Source organism: Nocardia sp. NRRL S-836 (assembly GCF_001279525.1).
GTDB lineage: Bacteria > Actinomycetota > Actinomycetes > Mycobacteriales > Pseudonocardiaceae > Lentzea.
The window spans coordinates 83,243-101,019 of the sequence record NZ_LGDY01000099.1 but is presented as its reverse complement, the minus strand read 5'-3'; the positions used below and the strand labels follow the sequence as shown (position 1 = coordinate 101,019).

At 72.2% G+C, this 17,777-nt stretch carries 19 protein-coding genes; 11 read left to right on the top strand and 8 right to left on the bottom strand.

The genetic code is table 11. From position 1 onward, the window contains the following. Window positions 1-1,346 precede the first annotated feature (1,346 nt). The gene (locus ADL03_RS19880) at window positions 1,347-2,987 is read left to right on the top strand and encodes a DNA repair helicase XPB (RefSeq protein WP_053734990.1); all 1,641 of its coding nucleotides are present in this window, start codon (window positions 1,347-1,349) and stop codon (window positions 2,985-2,987) included. Further along, on the top strand, window positions 2,984-3,412 hold the full coding sequence (locus tag ADL03_RS19875) for a hypothetical protein (RefSeq protein WP_053734989.1): 429 nt from the start codon (window positions 2,984-2,986) through the stop codon (window positions 3,410-3,412). The genes ADL03_RS19880 and ADL03_RS19875 overlap by 4 nt, the downstream gene beginning before the upstream one ends. Here the strand turns inward: ADL03_RS19875 and ADL03_RS19870 are convergent. Then, entirely contained in the window at window positions 3,409-4,062 is a 654-nt protein-coding gene (locus tag ADL03_RS19870; RefSeq protein WP_231642032.1) for a phosphonatase-like hydrolase, read from the bottom strand. The two genes, ADL03_RS19875 and ADL03_RS19870, sit on opposite strands and share 4 nt — an antisense overlap. Next, window positions 4,059-4,805 carry a GntR family transcriptional regulator gene (locus ADL03_RS19865; protein WP_053735002.1) on the bottom strand — a complete coding sequence of 249 codons (747 nt, stop codon included), beginning with the start codon at window positions 4,803-4,805 and terminating at the stop codon, window positions 4,059-4,061. The genes ADL03_RS19870 and ADL03_RS19865 overlap by 4 nt, the downstream gene beginning before the upstream one ends. 96 nt (window positions 4,806-4,901) lie before the next feature. Between ADL03_RS19865 and ADL03_RS19860 the strand changes: the two genes are divergently transcribed. The 8 genes from ADL03_RS19860 (at window position 4,902) to ADL03_RS19825 (ending at window position 11,907) form a co-directional block, all read left to right on the top strand. Next, window positions 4,902-5,975 (top strand): TIGR03364 family FAD-dependent oxidoreductase, encoded by a 1,074-nt coding sequence (locus ADL03_RS19860; RefSeq protein WP_053734988.1) that lies wholly within the window; start codon window positions 4,902-4,904, stop codon window positions 5,973-5,975. Further along, window positions 5,975-6,874, top strand: coding sequence for a phosphate/phosphite/phosphonate ABC transporter substrate-binding protein (locus ADL03_RS19855; protein ID WP_053734987.1), 900 nt, complete (start codon window positions 5,975-5,977; stop codon window positions 6,872-6,874). The genes ADL03_RS19860 and ADL03_RS19855 overlap by 1 nt, the downstream gene beginning before the upstream one ends. Further along, window positions 6,874-7,479 (top strand): phosphonate ABC transporter ATP-binding protein, encoded by a 606-nt coding sequence (locus tag ADL03_RS19850; protein ID WP_063798646.1) that lies wholly within the window; start codon window positions 6,874-6,876, stop codon window positions 7,477-7,479. Before ADL03_RS19855 ends, ADL03_RS19850 begins: the two co-directional genes overlap by 1 nt. After that, window positions 7,476-8,279 carry a phosphonate ABC transporter, permease protein PhnE gene (gene phnE / locus ADL03_RS19845; RefSeq protein ID WP_053735001.1) on the top strand — a complete coding sequence of 268 codons (804 nt, stop codon included), beginning with the start codon at window positions 7,476-7,478 and terminating at the stop codon, window positions 8,277-8,279. Before ADL03_RS19850 ends, phnE begins: the two co-directional genes overlap by 4 nt. A 94-nt stretch (window positions 8,280-8,373) precedes the next feature. Continuing rightward, complete coding sequence (locus ADL03_RS19840) at window positions 8,374-9,060, top strand: response regulator transcription factor (protein WP_053734986.1); 687 nt, start codon at window positions 8,374-8,376, stop codon at window positions 9,058-9,060. Then, entirely contained in the window at window positions 9,057-10,430 is a 1,374-nt protein-coding gene (locus ADL03_RS19835) for a HAMP domain-containing sensor histidine kinase (protein ID WP_053734985.1), read from the top strand. The genes ADL03_RS19840 and ADL03_RS19835 overlap by 4 nt, the downstream gene beginning before the upstream one ends. Before the next feature lie 116 nt (window positions 10,431-10,546). Then, window positions 10,547-10,978 (top strand): GerMN domain-containing protein, encoded by a 432-nt coding sequence (locus tag ADL03_RS19830; RefSeq protein ID WP_053734984.1) that lies wholly within the window; start codon window positions 10,547-10,549, stop codon window positions 10,976-10,978. A 29-nt stretch (window positions 10,979-11,007) separates the two neighbouring features. Then, a complete protein-coding gene (locus ADL03_RS19825; RefSeq protein ID WP_231642023.1) occupies window positions 11,008-11,907 on the top strand; it encodes an o-succinylbenzoate synthase in 900 nt (299 codons plus the stop codon). On the opposite strand, the gene ADL03_RS19820 is transcribed toward ADL03_RS19825, so the two are convergent. The 3 genes from ADL03_RS19820 to ADL03_RS19810 form a co-directional block, all read right to left on the bottom strand. Beyond that, entirely contained in the window at window positions 11,891-12,937 is a 1,047-nt protein-coding gene (locus ADL03_RS19820; protein ID WP_197288474.1) for a CapA family protein, read from the bottom strand. The two genes, ADL03_RS19825 and ADL03_RS19820, sit on opposite strands and share 17 nt — an antisense overlap. Window positions 12,938-13,008: 71 nt before the next feature. Continuing rightward, a complete protein-coding gene (locus ADL03_RS19815; RefSeq protein ID WP_053734982.1) occupies window positions 13,009-13,302 on the bottom strand; it encodes a hypothetical protein in 294 nt (97 codons plus the stop codon). Beyond that, on the bottom strand, window positions 13,283-14,374 hold the full coding sequence (locus ADL03_RS19810) for an XdhC/CoxI family protein (protein WP_053734981.1): 1,092 nt from the start codon (window positions 14,372-14,374) through the stop codon (window positions 13,283-13,285). The genes ADL03_RS19815 and ADL03_RS19810 overlap by 20 nt, the downstream gene beginning before the upstream one ends. 92 nt (window positions 14,375-14,466) lie before the next feature. Here ADL03_RS19810 and ADL03_RS19805 point away from each other — a divergent pair, with 92 nt between their 5' ends. Continuing rightward, window positions 14,467-14,697, top strand: a complete 231-nt coding sequence (locus ADL03_RS19805) for a PspC domain-containing protein (protein WP_053734980.1) — start codon at window positions 14,467-14,469, stop codon at window positions 14,695-14,697. Here the strand turns inward: ADL03_RS19805 and ADL03_RS19800 are convergent, their stop codons facing one another. The 3 genes from ADL03_RS19800 to ADL03_RS19790 are packed head-to-tail and all read right to left on the bottom strand — an operon-like array spanning window position 14,698 to window position 17,776. Continuing rightward, window positions 14,698-16,065: a beta-N-acetylhexosaminidase gene (locus ADL03_RS19800; RefSeq protein WP_082373289.1), complete on the bottom strand. Its 1,368-nt coding sequence runs from the start codon at window positions 16,063-16,065 to the stop codon at window positions 14,698-14,700. It lies immediately after the preceding gene. Further along, window positions 16,062-16,895, bottom strand: coding sequence for a carbohydrate ABC transporter permease (locus ADL03_RS19795; RefSeq protein ID WP_053734979.1), 834 nt, complete (start codon window positions 16,893-16,895; stop codon window positions 16,062-16,064). Before ADL03_RS19795 ends, ADL03_RS19800 begins: the two co-directional genes overlap by 4 nt. Next, window positions 16,892-17,776 (bottom strand): carbohydrate ABC transporter permease, encoded by an 885-nt coding sequence (locus tag ADL03_RS19790; protein WP_231642021.1) that lies wholly within the window; start codon window positions 17,774-17,776, stop codon window positions 16,892-16,894. Before ADL03_RS19790 ends, ADL03_RS19795 begins: the two co-directional genes overlap by 4 nt. Window position 17,777 lies beyond the last annotated feature (1 nt).

Sequence of the window (17,777 nt, the reverse complement as noted above, 5' to 3'; positions counted from 1 at the left end):
GGGGGTGACGGGTGGGTGGGGCGGTGCCGCGGGGTGATGGCGGACGCGGGCGGGTTTTGTGGTGCGCACGGGCGGGGGGCGCGGTCGGGTCGTGTGGTGCGCACGGGCCGAGGGGCGCGCTCGGGTGCATCGCGCGGTGAGAGGTGGTCGGGCCGCGAGACGTGGCCGGATGGCGGGCGTTCGGTTAGCCGGGTGCGCGCGGGTCGGAGAGGACGCGGGCCGACGGCGCGACTCGGTCGCGCCGTGGGGTGCGCTCGGACAGCGGGGTGCGCTCAACCCGAGGGGCGCGCTCGGGCGCATCGCGTGGCGAGAGGCGGTCGGGCCGCAAGGCGTGGCCGCATGGCGGACGCGGGCGGGGTGACGGCGCACGGGCGGAAGCCCGCGGTCGGGTCGTGTGGTGCGCACGGGCCGAGGGGCGCGCTCGGACGCACCGCGCGGCGAGAGGCGGTCGGGCGGCGAGACGTAGCCGCATGGCGGACGCTCGGTTGGCCGGATGCGCTTGGGTCAGAGAAGACGCGGGCCGACGGCGCGACTCGGTCGCGCGCCGTGGGGCGCGCTCGGCGCGAGGGGCGCGTCAACCCGAGGGGCGCGCTCGGGCGCATCGCGCGGCGAGAGGCGGTCGGGCCGCAAGGCGTGGCCCGATGGCGAGCGCTCGGTTGGCCGGGAGCGCGTGGGTCAGAGAGGACGCGGGCCGACGGCCCGACTCTGTCGCGCCGTGGGGCGCGCTCTGCCCGTGGGGTGCGCTCGGTCCGCGGGGTGCCTCCAGCCGAAGGGGCGCGCTCGTGCGGCGGAGTGCGATCGGGGTAGAGGACGCGGGCGGACCGTCTGACTCGCTCGCGCCGAGGAGTGCGCTCAGCCCGTGAAGTACGCGGTCAGCGGGGTGCGTTCGGACAGCGGCGCGCGTCCAGCCCGAGGGGTGCGCTCGTGCTGAGGGGTGCGCTCAGCCTGCGGAGCGCGGTGAGCCCGAGGGCCACGGGTCAGCCCGAGGGACACGCTCAGCCCAGTGCGCGCTCGGCACGTGGGGCGCGGTCAGCCCAAGAGGCGCTCGGACAGCGGCGCGCGCTCGCTCCATAGGGCATGCTTATTTCCGTGGACGCATTCGACACGCGGCGTGCGCTCGACACGCGGGGTGCGCTCCCCCGTGGGCTGCGCTCAGCCTGAGGAGCGCGCTCGGCACGTGGGGCGCACTCAGCCCGTAGGGCACGAACCGGCGTCAGGGTGGAAGCGGGCCATGGCCGCCACCCACCGTGAAGCGGTCCTCACCCTGCGCCAACGCCACGGCGCGCCACGCTCACGGCCAGGTGGCAGATAGCGGCGCATTTGGTGCCGTCAGGGAGACTGGGACGGTGACCGATGGCCCCCTGATCGTGCAGTCGGACAAGACGCTGCTACTCGAGGTAGATCACCCGCTGGCGGATGACGCGCGTACGGCCATCGCGCCGTTCGCGGAGTTGGAGCGGGCGCCGGAGCATGTGCACACGTATCGCGTGACGCCTCTTGCGTTGTGGAACGCCCGTGCGGCGGGGCATGACGCGGAGCAGGTGGTGGATGCGCTGGTGCGGTTCAGCCGGTATCCGGTGCCGCAGCCGTTGCTGGTGGACGTGGTGGACACGATGGGGCGGTTCGGGCGGCTGGTGCTGTCCAACAACCCGGCGCACGGGCTGGTGCTGGCCTCCAACGACCGTGCGGTGCTCGAAGAGGTGCTGCGGCACAAGAAGATCGCGCCGATGTTCGGGGCGCGGATCGACGACGACACGGTGATCGTGCACCCGAGTGAGCGGGGGCGGCTCAAGCAGTTGCTGCTCAAGATCGGGTGGCCGGCCGAGGACCACGCCGGGTACGTCGACGGGGAGGCGCACCCGATCGAGCTCGACGAGGACGGGTGGAAGCTGCGGGACTACCAGCGGCTCGCGGCGCAGGCGTTCTGGGCGGGTGGTTCCGGGGTCGTGGTGCTGCCGTGTGGTGCGGGCAAGACGTTGGTCGGGGCGGCCGCGATGGCGGAGGCGCAGGCCACGACGTTGATCCTGGTCACGAACACGGTGGCGGGGCGGCAGTGGAAGCGGGAGCTGATCGCGCGCACGAGTCTCACCGAGGAGGAGATCGGCGAGTACTCCGGTGAGCGCAAGGAGATCCGGCCGGTCACCATCGCGACCTACCAGGTGATCACGCGCAAGTCGAAGGGCGAGTACAAGCACCTGGAGCTGTTCGACTCGCGGGACTGGGGGCTGATCGTCTACGACGAGGTGCACCTGCTGCCGGCGCCGGTGTTCCGGATGACGGCGGACCTGCAGAGCCGCCGGCGGCTGGGGCTGACCGCGACGCTCGTGCGCGAGGACGGGCAGGAGGGTGACGTCTTCTCGTTGATCGGGCCGAAGCGGTACGACGTGCCGTGGCGCGACATCGAGGCGCAGGGGTGGATCGCGCCTGCGGAGTGCACCGAGGTGCGGGTGACGCTCACCGACAACGAGCGGCTGCAGTACGCGACGGCCGAGCCGGAGGAGCGGTACAAGCTCTGCTCCACGGCACGGACGAAGATCCCGGTGGTCAAGCGGGTGCTGGAGCAGCACCCCGACGAGCCGGCGCTGGTGATCGGCGCTTACCTGGACCAGCTCGACGAGCTGGGCGAGGAGCTGGACGCGCCGGTGATCAAGGGGTCGACGAAGAACAAGGAGCGCGAGGAGCTGTTCGACCGGTTCCGCCGGGGTGAGCTCAGGACGCTGGTGGTGTCCAAGGTCGCCAACTTCTCCATCGACCTGCCGGAGGCGTCCGTCGCGGTCCAGGTGTCGGGCACGTTCGGCAGCCGTCAGGAGGAGGCGCAGCGGCTCGGCCGGTTGCTGCGGCCCAAGGGTGACGGCCGGCAGGCGCACTTCTACTCGGTGGTCGCGCGGGACACCCTCGACACCGAGTACGCGGCGCACCGGCAGCGGTTCCTGGCGGAACAGGGGTACGCGTACAAGATCGTCGACGCGGACGACCTGGTCGGATGACGACCTGGTGGATGTGGAACCCGGCCGGGACCCCGCCGCGCGGCAGGTTCCGGTCGGAGCAGTCGCTCGCGAAGGCGGCCGCCGCGGACCACGTCGTCCGCTCGGCCGACTTCACCTGCCCCGAGCAACGCCGCCGCGCCACGGCCGCCCGCACCGACTTCCTCGCCGTCACGGGTGACCCGGCGCAGCTGGCGCTGGTCGAACGGCGGCTGTGGACGCTGCTCGTGGCCCTGCGCCGTTCGTTGCCGATCCGGGAGGCGCTCGCGATGGCGCCCCGGCGGGCGGGCCAGGCCGCGCTGGTCGCGGAGCCGACCCGTGAGCTCGCAGAGCTCGACCGGAGCTTCGACCGGTTCGCGGCGGCGCTCACCGTCCTGCGGGCCGACCCGAGCCCCGAACAGCTGCGCCACACCGCCGCCTTGGACTAGCTGTCCTGGAGCAGCAAGGCCGGGAGTGCCGCCACGCCGGGGAGCAGGTGGGTGTGGCGGACGGCGCCCAGTTCGGTGGCGGTCTGGCTGCCGGACAGCACGCCGACGACGAACCCCGCGCCCGCGTTGGTGCCCGCCTCCAGGTCGCGGACCGTGTCGCCCGCCGTCAGCACCCGCCGCACGTCACGCGCGCCGCACAGCTCCATCGCGCGGAAGATCATGTACGGCGCGGGACGGCCGGCGGGGACGTCATCGACGCACACGACCGCGTCCAGCACGCCCTCTCCCCAGCCGAGCACGTCGAGCAGGCCGTCGACTATCGGCCGGTCGAAGCCGGTCGTCAGCGCGACCCGCACGCCCGCGGAACGCAGTCGCGCCAACGCTTCCGGGACACCGGGCAACGGCGTCGGCGGCGTCTGCGCGTACAGCTTGCCCAGCCGCGCGTGGAAGTCCGCGAACTCATCGTCCACAACGGACCGACCGAGCATCGCCGCGATCGCCTCGTACTTGTCGGCACCCATCCAGCGCCCCACGTCGGCGGCCGAACCACCGGCCGCCTCCACGGTCTCGGCCAGCGCCCGGTACACGAGCCCGTGCTCCTGCACGGTGGTGCCCGCGACGTCCAGCACCACGAGATCGACCACGTTCACGACGCCCTCCAGTCCCGCAGCAGCGCCGGGTGCGCCTGCTGGGAGTTCTCGATCGAAAAGCTGACCAGGTCCGGCCGGTAGCGGTCGTCGGAGTACTCCACCGGCTGACCGTCCACATCGGACGCGCGCCGCCGTTCGCGCAGCAACGGCGCTCCGGCGGGCACCTCCAGCAGCGCGGAGTCCGTCTCGTCCGCAGCCACGGCGTCGATCTGGTGCCGTGCAACGGTCATGTCGACGCCCTGCTCGGCCAGGTGCGCGTAGAGCGACCCGCTGTCGCAGTCGAAGTCGAACAGCAGGCGCCCCACCGGTTCCACGAACGTCGTGCGCTCCAGCATCGTCGGCCGGCCGTCGATCAGCCGCTGCCGCAGCAACTGCACGACCTGCGTGCCCTCGTCGAGCGCCAGCGCGTCGGCGACCTCCGCGGTGGCCGGGCGGCGCGCGATCTCCAGGGTGCGCTGGCCCGGCACGTGCCCGAGGCCCGCGGCCCAGCTGGAGAACGACAGGAACGTCTCGAACGGCTGCGACAGCGTGTGCCTGCGCACCACCGCCGGCTTGCCGCGGCCGCCGCCGATCATGCCCTCCGCGCGCAACGTCGTCAGCGCCTGCCGCACCGGCGCGCGCGAGGCGTTCCACTGCGCGCCCAGCTGCGACTCGGACGGCACCGGCTCGCCGACGGCCAGCTCACCGGAGGCGATGCGGCGGCGCAGGTCGGCCGCGATGCGTTCGTGCAAGGGCATCTCCATGCCGATCACCATACATGTCATAACAAGTCTGAACAGCAAGTGAACACATCAGCACACCCGTTGACCCAGGCGGAGCAGCCGCTCATCGTTCTTGTCATGACAAGTGTGGACCTGGTGGTCGTCGGCGCGGGTGTCGTCGGGCTCGCGCACGCCTGGCACGCGGTGCGGCGGGGTCTGTCCGTCACCGTGGTCGAGCGCGACGAGCACGCGGTCGGGGCCTCCGTGCGCAACTTCGGGCACGGCTGCTTCACCGCTCAGGACGGCGTGGCGTTCGAGTACGCGATGGCCGCACGCGAGGAGTGGCTGACGCTCGCCAGGGAGGCCGGTTTCTGGCTGCGCGAGTCGGGCACGGTCGTCGTCGCACGGCACGAGGACGAGCTGGCGGTCCTGGAGGAGCTCCAGGACGTCCGCGAGGTCCGGCTGACCGACGAGCTGCCGGTCGCCGGCCTCGGGGCCGCTCACCTGCCGCTGGACATCCGGGTCAACCCGCGCGAGGCCGTGCACGCGATCGCACGGCTGCTGGCCGGCCGCGGCGTCACGTTCCACTGGTCCACCAACGTCCTCACGGTCGAGCCCGGCCTGGTCCGCACCAGCCGCGGCGAGATCCGCTGCAAGGCCGCCGTCGTCGCCGTCGGGCACGACGTCGACCGGTTCTTCCCCGACCTCGCCGAGCGGCACGAGGTGCTGCGCTGCGAGCTGCGGATGCTGCGCGTGGCGCACGGCGGCGTGATCGACCCGGCGGTGCTGACCGGGTTCTCGATGCTGCGCTACGCCGCGTTCGACCGGTGCCCCAGCACGCGGAAGGTCCGCGACCGCCTCGCCACCGACCACCCCGAGCTGGTCGCGGCAGGGCTGAACCTGATGTTCACCCAGCTCCCCGACGGCTCGCTCACCATCGGCGACACCCACCACTACGGCCGCACGGTCGAGCCGCACCGGCCCGAGCACCTGGACGACCTGGTGCTCACCGAGACGGCCCGGCTCCTCGGCGTTGCGTCCCTGCACGTGCTCGAACGCTGGCGCGGCATCTACGCGTCGGCCCCGCACCCCTTCCTGACCGCGGCGCCCGTCCCCCTCACCAGGGTCGTCTCGGTCACCTCCGGCATCGGCATGACCACCGCGCTCGGCCTCGCCCCGGCCGTGCTCGACGACCTCGACCAGGAGCTGTGATGAAAGCCCCCAGGACCGTCCTCACCGCGGTACTCGCCCTGACACTGGCGCTGACCGCCTGTGGCGGCGCACCGGACTCCGCTTCGGCGGGCGGCTGCCCGAGCGACGGCAAGGTGCGCTTCGGCGTCGAGCCGTACGAGGCGCCGGACAAGCTCAAGCCCGCCTACGAGGTGCTGGCCAGGGCGCTCACGGCGAAGCTCGGCTGCGAGGTCGAGCTGCAGGTCGTGGACGACTACGCCGCCGAGGTGCTGGCGATGCGCAACGGCAAGCTCGACATCGCCCAGTTCGGCCCGCTCGGGTACGTCTTCGCGGCGCAGAAGGCCGGTGCGCAGCCGCTGGCGTCGTTCGCGGACGGCTCCGGCAAGCTCACCAGCTACACCGCCGGGATCTGGGTCCCGAAGGACTCGCCCGCGCAGCGGATCGAGGACCTGCGCGGCAGGTCGCTCGCGCTCAGCAGCGTCGGCTCGGCCTCCGGTGACGCGCTCCCCCGCTACGGCCTGAAGAAGCACGGCGTCGCCGACGTGAAGCTCGACTACGCGGGCGGCCATCCCGAGGCGATGCTCGCGCTCGTCAACGGCAAGGTCGACGCCGCCGAGATCAACAGCCAGCAGCTGGCGAGCGCCAAGGCAGCGGGCACGTTCGACGAGCCGAAGTTCCGGCAGATCTGGAGGTCGGACCCGATCCCGAACGACCCGATCACCGTGCGCGGCGACCTCGACCCGGCGTTCAAGGACAAGGTTCGCACGGCGTTGCTGGAGCTCTCGCCCGCCGACGTCGAGAAGGTCGGCGCGTTCCTCGACGTCACCCCGCCGGGACCGCTCGTGCGGGTGGACAACGACACCTACCGGGTGCTCTTCGACCTCGCCACCACGCTGGGGCTCAAGGAAGAGGACGTCTGATGCTCGCGATCCGCGGCCTGCGCAAGTCGTTCGGCGGCCGCACCGTGCTCGACGGCTTCGACCTGCGGGTCTCCGGCGGGGAGTTCGTGGCGCTGCTCGGGCCCAACGGCTCCGGCAAGTCGACGGCGCTGCGGTGCGTGGTCGGGCTGGAGACGCCGGACGGCGGCGAGGTCGACGTGACCGGGACCGCCGCGATGGTGTTCCAGAAGATCCACCTGGTCGGCCGGCGCACCGCGCTGGACAACGTCTGCACGGGCGCGCTGGCCCGGTTGTCGTTCGGGCGCTCGCTGTTCTTCCCGCGGGAGGTGCGGGAGGAGGCCATGCGGTGCCTGGACCGGGTGGGGCTCGCGGACCGCGCCGCCGACCGGTGCGCGCGGCTTTCCGGTGGCCAGCAGCAACGTGTGGCGATCGCGCGGGCGTTGTGCCAGCGCGCCAACGTGATCCTCGCCGACGAGCCGGTGTCCGCGCTCGACCCGCGGGCGGCCGTGCAGGTGATGGAGCTGCTCAGCGCACTGGCCGGCGAGGGCATGGCCGTCGTCGCCGTGCTGCACCAGCCGGAGCTCGCGCGCACGTACGCGCACCGGATCGTGGAGATGGCGGCATGACGACCCTGGAAGCTCCCCGGACCGAGGTGCCGAAGCGGCGGCGGCCGTCGGCGGTCGTGTGGGTTGTCACGGTGGTCGCGGTCGTGGTGCACGTGCTCGCCTGGCGGGCGACGGAGTTCTCGCCAGGTGCGTTGATCGCGGGCTGGGAGGGCATGGCGGACTTCCTCGCCGACGCACTGCCGCCGGACCTCTCGGTGCTCGGGAAGTCGCTGGAAGCCGCGGTGATCACGCTCTACATCGGACTGCTCGGCACGACGTTCTCGATCCCGTTCGCGCTGGCTCTGGCGTTGCCGGCGTCGAGGGCGACGACCTCGGCCGCGTGGGTGCAGCAGGCCGCGCGGGCCGTGCTGTCGTTCCTGCGGGCGGTGCCGGACGTGGTGTTCGCGCTGATCTTCGTGACGGCCGTGGGCCTCGGGCCGTTCGCGGGCGTGCTCGCGCTGGTGTTCCACAACACCGGCGTGATGGGCAAGCTGTGGGCCGAGGCGATGGACGAGAGCGACCGCGGCCCGCGCGACGCATTGCGCGTCACCGGCGCCTCCGGGCCGCAGATCGCCGTGCACGCGGTGCTACCGACCGTCCTGCCGTCGCTGGCGGGGCTGCTGCTGTACCGGCTCGACGTGAACGTGCGGTCGTCGCTGGTGCTCGGCCTGGTCGGCGCGGGCGGGATCGGCTTCCTGATCAACCAGTCGATCAAGCTGTTCCGGTTCGACGAGATGGTCACGCACATCCTCGTGGTGCTGCTGCTGGTCGTGGTCGTCGACCAGGCCTCCGGGTGGGTGCGCAGGCGGCTCGGCGCGTGAGCCGGCGGCGGCCTCGGGTGCACCGGGGCCGTCGTTACGCAACGATGACGTGGCAAGAACGTCCTCATGAGACCCGTCGGGAAGGCTGGAGGACATGCCGCGCGTACTGCTGATCGAGGACGACGAGGCGGTCCGGGAAGGACTGTCGCTCGCCCTGACCTACCAGGGCCACACGGTGGAGGCGGTGCGCACCGGCGAGGAGGGCCTCGACCTGCTGACCAGCGGCGACAACCCGGACGTGGTGGTGCTCGACCTGATGCTGCCCGGCGTGGACGGGTTCGAGGTGTGCCGCCGCATCCGTGCCGCCGGTGACCTGCCGATCATCATGCTGACCGCGCGCAACGACGACATCGACGTGGTCGCGGGACTGGAGGCGGGCGCGGACGACTACGTGGCCAAGCCCGCGCAGGCCCGGGTGCTGGAGGCGCGGATCCGGGCGGTGCTGCGCCGCACGTCCGCCGCCGTCGTGCCCGACCGCCAGGCCGAGCGGTACGGCGACCTGACGATCGACCGGGACGGGCTGGTGGTCACGCGGCTGGGCCGGCCGGTGTCGCTGGCGCCGACGGAGCTGCGGCTGCTGCTGGAGCTGTCCGCGGCGCCGGGACGGGTGCTGTCGCGCCAGCAGCTGCTGGAGACCGTGTGGGACCAGGGCTACCTCGGTGACTCGCGGCTGGTCGACGCGTGCGTGCAGCGGCTGCGGTCGAAGATCGAGGACGACCCGGCGGCGCCGCGGTACGTGCAGACCGTGCGCGGGTTCGGGTACCGGTTCGGGCCGCTGTGACGCTGCGCCTGCGGCTGCTGCTCGCGTTCGCCTTCATCAGCGTCTTCACCGCGGTCACGGTCGCCGGTGCCGGGTACGTGCGCGCCCGCGACGCCATCGTGCAACGCGCCCAGGACCGGGCCGTCGCCGAGACCACGAACCGCGTCGAACAGCTCTACCCGCTGCCCGCGCGCCCGCCGGACCTCCTGGCGCTCGACCGCATCGCCGGCCGCGTCTCGGGCCCGGAGGGTTCGGCGCTCGTCACGGCGCAGGGGCTGAGCACCGGCTCGATGGACCCGTCGGTGATCACCCCGGAGCTGCGGCGGCACGTGTCGCTCGGGTACGTCGGCTGGCAGCGCGTGCCGTACGGCGACCGGGTGTGGCTGGTCATCGGCATGCAGCTGCGGATCACCGGCGGTGGCGCGTCGGGCATCGAGGTCTACGTCCTGCGCCCGTTCACCAGCGAGGCCGAGGTGATCGAGGAGCTGGCCCGCAACGCGTGGCTGATCGGCGGCGCGGGGCTGGTGCTGGCGCTGGGACTGGGGCTGCTGGCGGCGCAGGGCGTGCTGCGGCCGGTGCGGGCGCTGCGGATGGCGGCGTTCCGGCTGGGGCAGGGCGACCTGTCGGCACGGGTCCCCGTCCGCGGCCGCGACGAGCTGACGGACGTGGCCGCGACGTTCAACAGCACGGCCGCCTCCCTGGAGCACCACGTCGGGGAGCTGCGGCGGATGGAGGCCGACGCACGGCGGTTCGTGGCCGACGTGTCGCACGAGCTGCGCACCCCGCTCGCCGCGATGACCGCCGTGACCGACGTGCTCGACGCCGAGACGGCGGCGCTGCCGGGCGTGGCAGGACAGGCGGCGCGGCTGGTGAACCGCGAGACGCAGAACCTGACGCGGCTGGTGAACGACCTGATCGAGGTCACGCGCTTCGACTCGGGCACCGCGGCGCTGGCGCCGGACGAGGTCGACGTGGCCGAGGTGGTGCGGGCGACGCTGCGGATGCGCGGCTTCGACGTGACCGCCGACCTGCCGTCCGGGGTGCGGGCCCGGCTGGACCCGCGGCGGCTGGACGTGGTGGTGGCCAACCTGGTCGGCAACGCGCTGCGGCACGGTGCCCCGCCGGTGACCGTGCGGCTGCGGGCCGCGGAGGCGGAGCTGGTGATCGAGGTCGCGGACTCCGGGCCGGGACTGGCCGAGGAGGTGCTGCCGCACGTGTTCGCGCGGTTCTACAAGGCCGACTCGGCTCGGGGGCGGTCGGAGGGCAGCGGGCTTGGGCTGGCGATCGCGTGGGAGAACGCGCGGCTGCACGGGGGGACGCTGACGGCGGCGAACCGGGCTGGGGGCGGGGCGGTGTTCACGCTTCGGATGCCAGTCGGGGGTGCGGGGTGAGGGACGTGCGGGCCGGACGCTCCCGTGATCGCTCGGCGCCGAAAACTGTCGGTGCTGCCTGGGAGAATGGAAACCGGGGGACCCCCTGGAGGGGACGCCTGCGTCAGCTCGGGCTGGTGGTGCTGGCCCTCGTGGTCCTGGCGGCGTGCGGCATCCGCCCGACCGGGGTCATCCCGGGGCTGGAGGCACCCAGCGGCCCGGTCGAGAACCCGACGCCGTCGATCTACTGGGTCGCGGACGGGCAGGTGGTGCCGGTCGCGCGGGTGCAGGGCAGCCTCACCGGGCGGGATGTCGTGGCGCTGCTCGCGCAGGGGCCCAGCACCGCCGAGCAGGAGCGGGGGTTGCGGACCGAGGTGCCGTTCGACGCGGCGCCGGCGACGGTGGACCGGGTGGCGGACGGGCTGGACGTCACGGTGTCGACGGACGTGTCGTTGCTGAGTGCGAACGCGGTCAGGCAGATCGTGTGCACGTTGCTCGACGTGCAGGCGGTGGGGTCGGTGAACCTGCGGGGTGGCGGGCATTCGCTGGAGTTCCGGAAGTGCGCTTGAATCGGGTGGTGCACGTCTATTCGATTCCGATGAACGTCCGGTTCCGCGGCATCACCACCCGGTCCGGGGTGCTGGTCGAGGGGTCGAAGGGGTGGGGGGAGTTCTGCCCGTTCGTCGAGTACGACGACGAGGAGTGCGTGCCGTGGCTGCGCAGTGCGCTCGAAGCCGCCGACGAGGGGTGGCCGGCGCCGGTGCGGGACAGGGTTCCGGTGAACTGCACGGTGCCGGTGGTGGCGCCGGAGCGGGCGCACGGGATCGTCACGCGGTCGGGGTGCCGGACGGCCAAGGTCAAGGTCGGCGAGAGCACGGTCGCGGAGGACTGCGCACGGCTTGAGGCGGTGCGGGACGCGTTGGGGCCGCAGGGGCACATCAGGGTCGACGCGAACATGCTGTGGGACGTCGACACGGCGGTCACGGCGATCAAGGCGATGGACCGGGCCGCGGGTGGGTTGCAGTACGTGGAGCAGCCGTGCCGGACGCTGGACGAGCTGGCTCGGGTGCGCAGGAGGACGAGTGTGCCGATCGCGGCGGACGAGTCGATCCGCAAGGCCGAGGACCCGGTGAAGGTCGCGGTCGCGGGGGCCGCGGACATCGCGGTGATCAAGGTGGCGCCGCTGGGCGGGGTCCGGCGGGCGCTGGAGGTCGCCGAGGCGTGCGGGCTGCCGTGCGTGGTGTCGTCGGCGTTGGAGACGTCGGTGGGCATGGCGGCGGGGGTCGCGCTGGCGGCGGCGTTGCCGGAGCTCGACCACGCGTGCGGGCTCGCCACGCTGTCGCTGTTCCAGGGCGACGTGACGAGCACCCCGCTCACGCCCGTGGACGGCTATCTGACCGTGCCCACGACGGCGCCGGTGCCCGATCGGATCGCCGAGTTCGAGACGGGCGACCAGGCGTGGGCCGAGCGCTTCGAACGGGTCAGGGCTTCCCTCTGACCAGGCCCTGGTCGCCGGCGCCGAGGCTGAACACGATCTCCTCGGTGCGGTTGACCGCCTGCGTCCGCCGTTCGGTGGCGGGCACCCGCGTCAGGTCCACCAGCCGGATCGGCGGGCCGAGCTCGACCAGGGTCGGGGTGTAGGAGGCGGCGACGACGGACCAGCCGGACGGGCCCTGCTCGAAGCGGAACCGCGCGATCACGCCCTCCTCGGTGACGCCCCGGGGTTCCGCGTGGCGGGCGACCTCGTTGCCCAGGCCGTAGGCGACCCACTTGCCGCCGATCTTCTCGAACGGCTGAACGACGTGCACGTGCGTGCCGATGATCAGGTCCAGTGCCGGGTCGGCCAGCAGCTGCCTGGCCAGCGCCTTCTGCTCGGCCGTCGCGGCGTGCTGGTACTCGTTGCCCCACTGCACGGACAGCACGACGACCTCGGCACCGGCCTCGCGGGCCTTGCGGGCGTCGGCGAGGATCTTGGCCGCGTTGATCTGGTTCGCGCGCCACGGCTCGGGCAGCGGGATGCCGTTGAAGCCGTAGGTGAACGACAGCTGGGCGACCTTCACCCCGCCCGCGTCGAGGATCAGCGGTGCGGCGGCCTCCTCCGGCGTGCGGAACGAGCCGGTGTGCTTCAGGCCGACCGCGTCCATCGCGTCCAGCGTCGACACGATCGCCGGGACACCGCGGTCCAGGGTGTGGTTCGAGGCGGTCGAGCACGCGTCGTAGCCCACGTCGACCAGGCCCTTCGCGACCTCGGGCGGCGCCAGGAACGACGGGTAGCCGAAGAACGGGCCCTCCTTGCGGCCCAGCGGCACCTCCAGGTGGCACAGCGACAGGTCGGCCTTCAGCGTGTCCTTGACGCCGGAGAGCAACGGCAGGAAGTCGCGGCCCGCGGCACCGCCGTCGGCCACGGCCTGGTCGGTCAGCGCCGGGTGGATCAGGATGTCGCCGCCCGCGGTCAGCGTGAACGAACGCGCGGGTGGCGGTGCGGAGGAGGTCGGGGACGGCGGCGGTGGTGCCGGGGTGGTCACCACCGGCGAGCCGGTGCACCCGGACAGCGCGAAACCGGTGACCAGCAGGAGCGCCGGCCACCGGTGAGCACGCTTCAGCGCTGCCGCCTGCGTCGCAGGACCACGAACAGCGCGACGGCCAGTACGCCGGCCGCGATGGGCAGCACGCGCTGCAACACTGGAACGCCTGCCGTGTCGATCAGGTCGATCGGCTCGTCGGGGACCACTCGGAGATGCTGCTGTTGCGCCACCTCGTCAGCATCCCCGGAAGCCGCCGTGCTCGCCAGGTGTTCGGCGAACTGGCCGACGAGCTCGCCGCCGACCTCGGCGACCAGACCGCGGCTGAGCTGCGCCGGACGGCCCGTGAGGTCAGTGGTGGATCGGTGCACCCAGGTCCACGAGCCGGCGCCCGGATCCCCTCCACCGCAGGGAGATGATCTCGGCGGCGATCGACACCGCGGTCTCCTCCGGTGTCCTGGCACCCAGGTCCAGGCCGATCGGCGACGCCAGGGCGCTCAGCTCGTCCTCGGTCAGTCCCGCTGCCCGCAACCGCCGCAGGCGGTCCTGGTGCGCGCGGCGGGACCCCATCGCGCCGACGTAACCGACCTTGAGCCGCAACGCGACCTCCAGCAGCGGCACGTCGAACTTCGGGTCGTGGGTGAGGACCGCGATGACCGTGCGCTCGTCGAGCTTGGCCGCCTCCCGTTCGAGGTACCGGTGCGGCCAGTCCACGACGACCTCGTCCGCCTCCGGGAAGCGGGTGCGCGTGGCGAACACCGGCCTGGCGTCGCAGACGGTCACCCGGTAGCCGAGGAACGCGCCGAGCCGGGCCATCGCGGCGGCGAAGTCGATCGCTCCGAACACGAGCATCCGCGGTGGTGGCTCGAACGAGTTCACGAACACGCCCATGCCCTCACCGCGCCGCTGCCCGTCCGGGCCGTACCGGAGCACGCCGCTGCACCCGCTCGCCAGCAGGCCGCGCGCGTCGTCGGTGACGGCGTCGTCGGTGCGGGCGGACCCGAGCGTGCCGCTGCGGCGATCAGGCCAGACGACCATCCTCCTGCCGACGCGGTCCGGGTGCTCGACGACGGTCGCGACGGCCACCGGTTCCCCGGCACGGACCGTCTCCACCACCTCGGCGAGCTGCGGGAACGTCGACGCGCTGATCTTCTCGACGTAGATGTCGATGATCCCGCCGCACGTCAGCCCGACCGCGAACGCGTCGTCGTCGCTCACGCCGTACCGCTGGAGCACCGGCTCGCCGGTCGTCCGCGCCAGGTCGTAGACCGCGGCCTCGACGCACCCGCCGGACACGCTGCCGATCGCGGTGCCGTCCTGCGTCACCAGCATCGCCGCGCCCGCGGGCCGTGGCGCCGAGCTGAAGGTGGCGACGACGGTGCCGACGCCGACGGTCTCACCGTTCGCCACCCGGTCCGCGAGGTCGAACAGGACGTCACGCATCGCGCACCTCCCTGACCCCCAGCGTACGACTCAGGGTCAGGTTCGGGGTGGTCACCGATGTGCCGGGCCGCCGCAACGACGACTCTTGAGCCATGAACAGCAACGTGTACGACGAAGCGACGACGAAGGTCAAGAAGCTCCGGCGCAGCCGGACCGACAAGATGGTCGCCGGTGTCTGCGGCGGCGTGGCCAAGATGATCGGCGTGGACGCCGCGCTGCTGCGGATCATCCTGGTCGCCGCCACGCTGCTGGGCTTCGGCACCGGCGCCATCCTCTACGTGGCCGCGTGGATCCTCATGCCCGAGGAAGACGCCGCGATGTGATCACCGTGGAAAACCGGGCACACCGGGTAGCCGCTGCCAGGGGTGGGGACCGTTGAGGGGCCGGTACTCCACCCCCAGGGCGTCGAGCCGCGGCAGGTGGTGCTCGGTCAGCCGCCGCACGAAACCGGGGTCCTTCTCCGGAGGGGACCACACGACCTCGGCGAACGCCGCCAGCCGCGGGAACGCCGCGTAGTCGACGCGCCGGGCCGAGTCGAGGTGCTCGGTCCAGATGTTCGCCTGCGCCCCCAGCACCCGGCCGCGTTCGGCACCGGTCAGCTCCGCCGGCACCGGTTCCCACGCGTAGACGTCCTCCAGCGTCGTCACCGTGCCGACCGGGATCGGTTCGTCGGGCGAGTCCGACTGCCGGTAGTCCAGGTACACGAACTGCTCGGGGCACATCACCACGTCGTGGCCCTCGCGTGCCGCCGTGACACCGCCCTCGACGCCACGCCACGAGGCGACGATCGTGCCGCCCGGCAGCGGCCCGGACTCCAGGACCTCGTCCCAGCCGTAGGGCCGCCGCCCGTTGCGGACGAGGTGCCGCGCGATCTGCCGCACGAGCTCGCCGTCGTGACCGGGGGCCTCGTCGCCGCCCAGGCCGATGACCTCCGCGGGGAACACGTCCATCAGCTCGTCGAAGACCGCCCGGTAGAAGTCCACTGTGGACTCGTCGGTGTTGAGCACGCGTTCGTTGATGCCCCAGTCGGTCCACACACCACCGCCGTGCACGCCCAGTTCCGGGTACGCCGCGATCGCCGCCTGCGAGTGGCCGGGGATGTCGATCTCCGGGACCACCGTGATGTGCCGTGCGGCCGCGTACGCGACGATCTCGCGCAGGTCGTCCTGGGTGTAGAAACCGCCGTGCGGGCGGCCTTTCATCCCGGCCGAGCGCCGGTCACCGAACCGCGAGTCCTCCCGCCACGACCCGACCTCGGTGAGCTTCGGGTAGGCCTTCACCTCGAAACGCCAGCCCTGGTCGTCGGTCAGGTGCAGGTGCAGGACGTTGAGCTTGTGCACCGACAGCAGCTCGACCCACCGCAGCACCTCCCGCTTGGGCAGGAAGTGCCTGGCCACGTCGAGCATCACGCCGCGCCAGGCGAACCGCGGGTGGTCCACGACCTCGCAGACCGGGATGAGCCGCGGCTTCTCCCCCGCCGCCCGGTACGCACCGGGCCCGAGCAGCTGCCGCAGGGTCTGCAGGGCGTTCAGCTCGCCGGCGGCGTCGTGCGCCTCGATCAGCACGCCGTCGTCGGAGGACAGGAGCCGGTAGCCGCCGGGCGGGCCGTCGACGAGCACGGTCTCCCAGCCCTGGTAGTCAACGAGTCTGCCGCCGTCCACGAAGGACACCGGCCGGGGTAGCAGGTTCATCCCTTCACCGCCCCGGCGAGCCCGGACACGAGCCGGCGCTGCACGAAGACGAAGAAGACGAGCACAGGGATGGTCATCAGGGTGGAGCCCGCCATGATCGCGCCCCAATCGTTCTGGTCGGGTTTGACGAAGACCTGGAGAGCCAGTGGCAGGGTCTGGTTCTCCACAGCGGAGATGATGAACGTCTTGGCGAACAGGAAGTCGTTCCAGGCGTGGATGAACGACAGCACGGAGGTGGCCACCAGACCGGGCGCCACCAGGGGGAACAGCACCTGCCAGAGGAACCGGAACCGCGAGGCGCCGTCCAGGGTGGCGGCCTCCTCCAGCTCCACCGGCACCGCGGCGACGAAGCCGCGCAGCATCCAGATCGCGAACGGCAGGCTGAACGCCAGGTGCACCAGCACGAGCGAGCCCAGGTGGTTCAGGCCGAACACCGGCACGGAGTCGCCGACCGACCGCATCAGGAAGAACAGCGGCACGGTCAGCGCCTCGACCGGCACCATCTGCACGACCAGCAGCATGATCAGCAACGTCGTGCGGCTGCGGAACCGGAAGCGGGTCAGCGCCGTGGCGGCGAGGAACGAGATCAGGATGCTCAGCACCACCACGACCAGCGCCACCACGATGCTGTTCAGGAAGTAGCGCCCGAAGTTCGCGACGGTCAGCGCCCGCGTGAAGCTGTCGAGCGTCGGCCGGGTCGTCCACGGCACCGGGTCGGCCGAGATGATCTCGTCCTCCGGCTTGAACGCGCTCAGCACCATCCAGAACAGCGGGAACGCCACGACAGCGGCGATGATGAGGACGAACCCCTCGGTCAGCCAACGCTTCACAGCGCCTCCCCGGAACGGCGCAGCGCGCGCAGGTAGAACAGCGTGATCACCAGCAGCAGCACGGTCGTCACCACGCCGATCGCCGCGCCCAGCCCGTACTCCGACGCCGCGAACGCCTGCTGGTAGGCGTAGACGTTGAGCACGAGGTTGCGCCCGGCGATGCCGCCACCGTTGGTCATCACGTAGATCTGCGTGAAGATCTTGAAGTCCCAGATGATCGACTGGATCGTCACCACGAGGATGATCGGCCGCAGCAGCGGCAGGATGACGCTGCGGGCCGTGCGCACCGCCGAGGCGCCGTCGAGCGCCGCCGCCTCCAGCACCTCGCCGGGGATCGCCTTGATGCCCGCGTAGAGCGTGACCATGACGAACGGGAACGAGCACCAGATCACCTGTGCGGCGACGAGCCCGAACGCGGTCCACCGGTCGAAGGTCCACGAGAAGCCTTGCAGGCCAAGGACCTCGTTGACGAACCCGAAGTTGGCGTCGAACAGGAACAGCCAGATCGTGGACCCGGCGACGGCGGGCGTGGACCACGCGCCGAGCGCCGCCAGGAACAACGTCATCCGCACCCACGTCCTGACCCGCGTGGCCAGGATCGCGAGGAACGCGCCGACGAGCAGCGTGCCGACCACGCAGACCGCCGCGAACCCGACGGTCTGCCCGAGCACCGTCCAGAACTGCTGGTCGCCCAGCAGCCTCTGGTAGTTGCCGAGGCCGAGGAAGGTGAGCGGCGCACCACCGCTCACCTGCTCCTGGCCGTAGTCGAACAGCGAGATCAGCACCAGCTGGTAGATCGGGTAGGCCAGCAGGCCGCCGAGCACCAGCAGCGCGGGGACCAGGTAGGCGAAGGCGGTCCGCCCCTGGCCCTTGGCCGTCACG

Bases quoted from the DNA above. Each gene is read 5' to 3' on its own strand.
- ADL03_RS19810 (WP_053734981.1), bottom strand. From the start codon at position 14,374: ATGCGTGACGTCCTGTTCGACCTCGCGGACCGGGTGGCGAACGGTGAG.
- ADL03_RS19825 (WP_231642023.1), top strand. From the start codon at position 11,008: ATGAACGTCCGGTTCCGCGGCATCACCACCCGGTCCGGGGTGCTGGTC.
- ADL03_RS19850 (WP_063798646.1), top strand. From the start codon at position 6,874: ATGCTCGCGATCCGCGGCCTGCGCAAGTCGTTCGGCGGCCGCACCGTG.
- ADL03_RS19865 (WP_053735002.1), bottom strand. From the start codon at position 4,805: ATGGAGATGCCCTTGCACGAACGCATCGCGGCCGACCTGCGCCGCCGC.
- phnE (WP_053735001.1), top strand. From the start codon at position 7,476: ATGACGACCCTGGAAGCTCCCCGGACCGAGGTGCCGAAGCGGCGGCGG.
- ADL03_RS19860 (WP_053734988.1), top strand. From the start codon at position 4,902: ATGACAAGTGTGGACCTGGTGGTCGTCGGCGCGGGTGTCGTCGGGCTC.
- ADL03_RS19840 (WP_053734986.1), top strand. From the start codon at position 8,374: ATGCCGCGCGTACTGCTGATCGAGGACGACGAGGCGGTCCGGGAAGGA.
- ADL03_RS19855 (WP_053734987.1), top strand. From the start codon at position 5,975: ATGAAAGCCCCCAGGACCGTCCTCACCGCGGTACTCGCCCTGACACTG.
- ADL03_RS19875 (WP_053734989.1), top strand. From the start codon at position 2,984: ATGACGACCTGGTGGATGTGGAACCCGGCCGGGACCCCGCCGCGCGGC.
- ADL03_RS19800 (WP_082373289.1), bottom strand. From the start codon at position 16,065: ATGAACCTGCTACCCCGGCCGGTGTCCTTCGTGGACGGCGGCAGACTC.
- ADL03_RS19805 (WP_053734980.1), top strand. From the start codon at position 14,467: ATGAACAGCAACGTGTACGACGAAGCGACGACGAAGGTCAAGAAGCTC.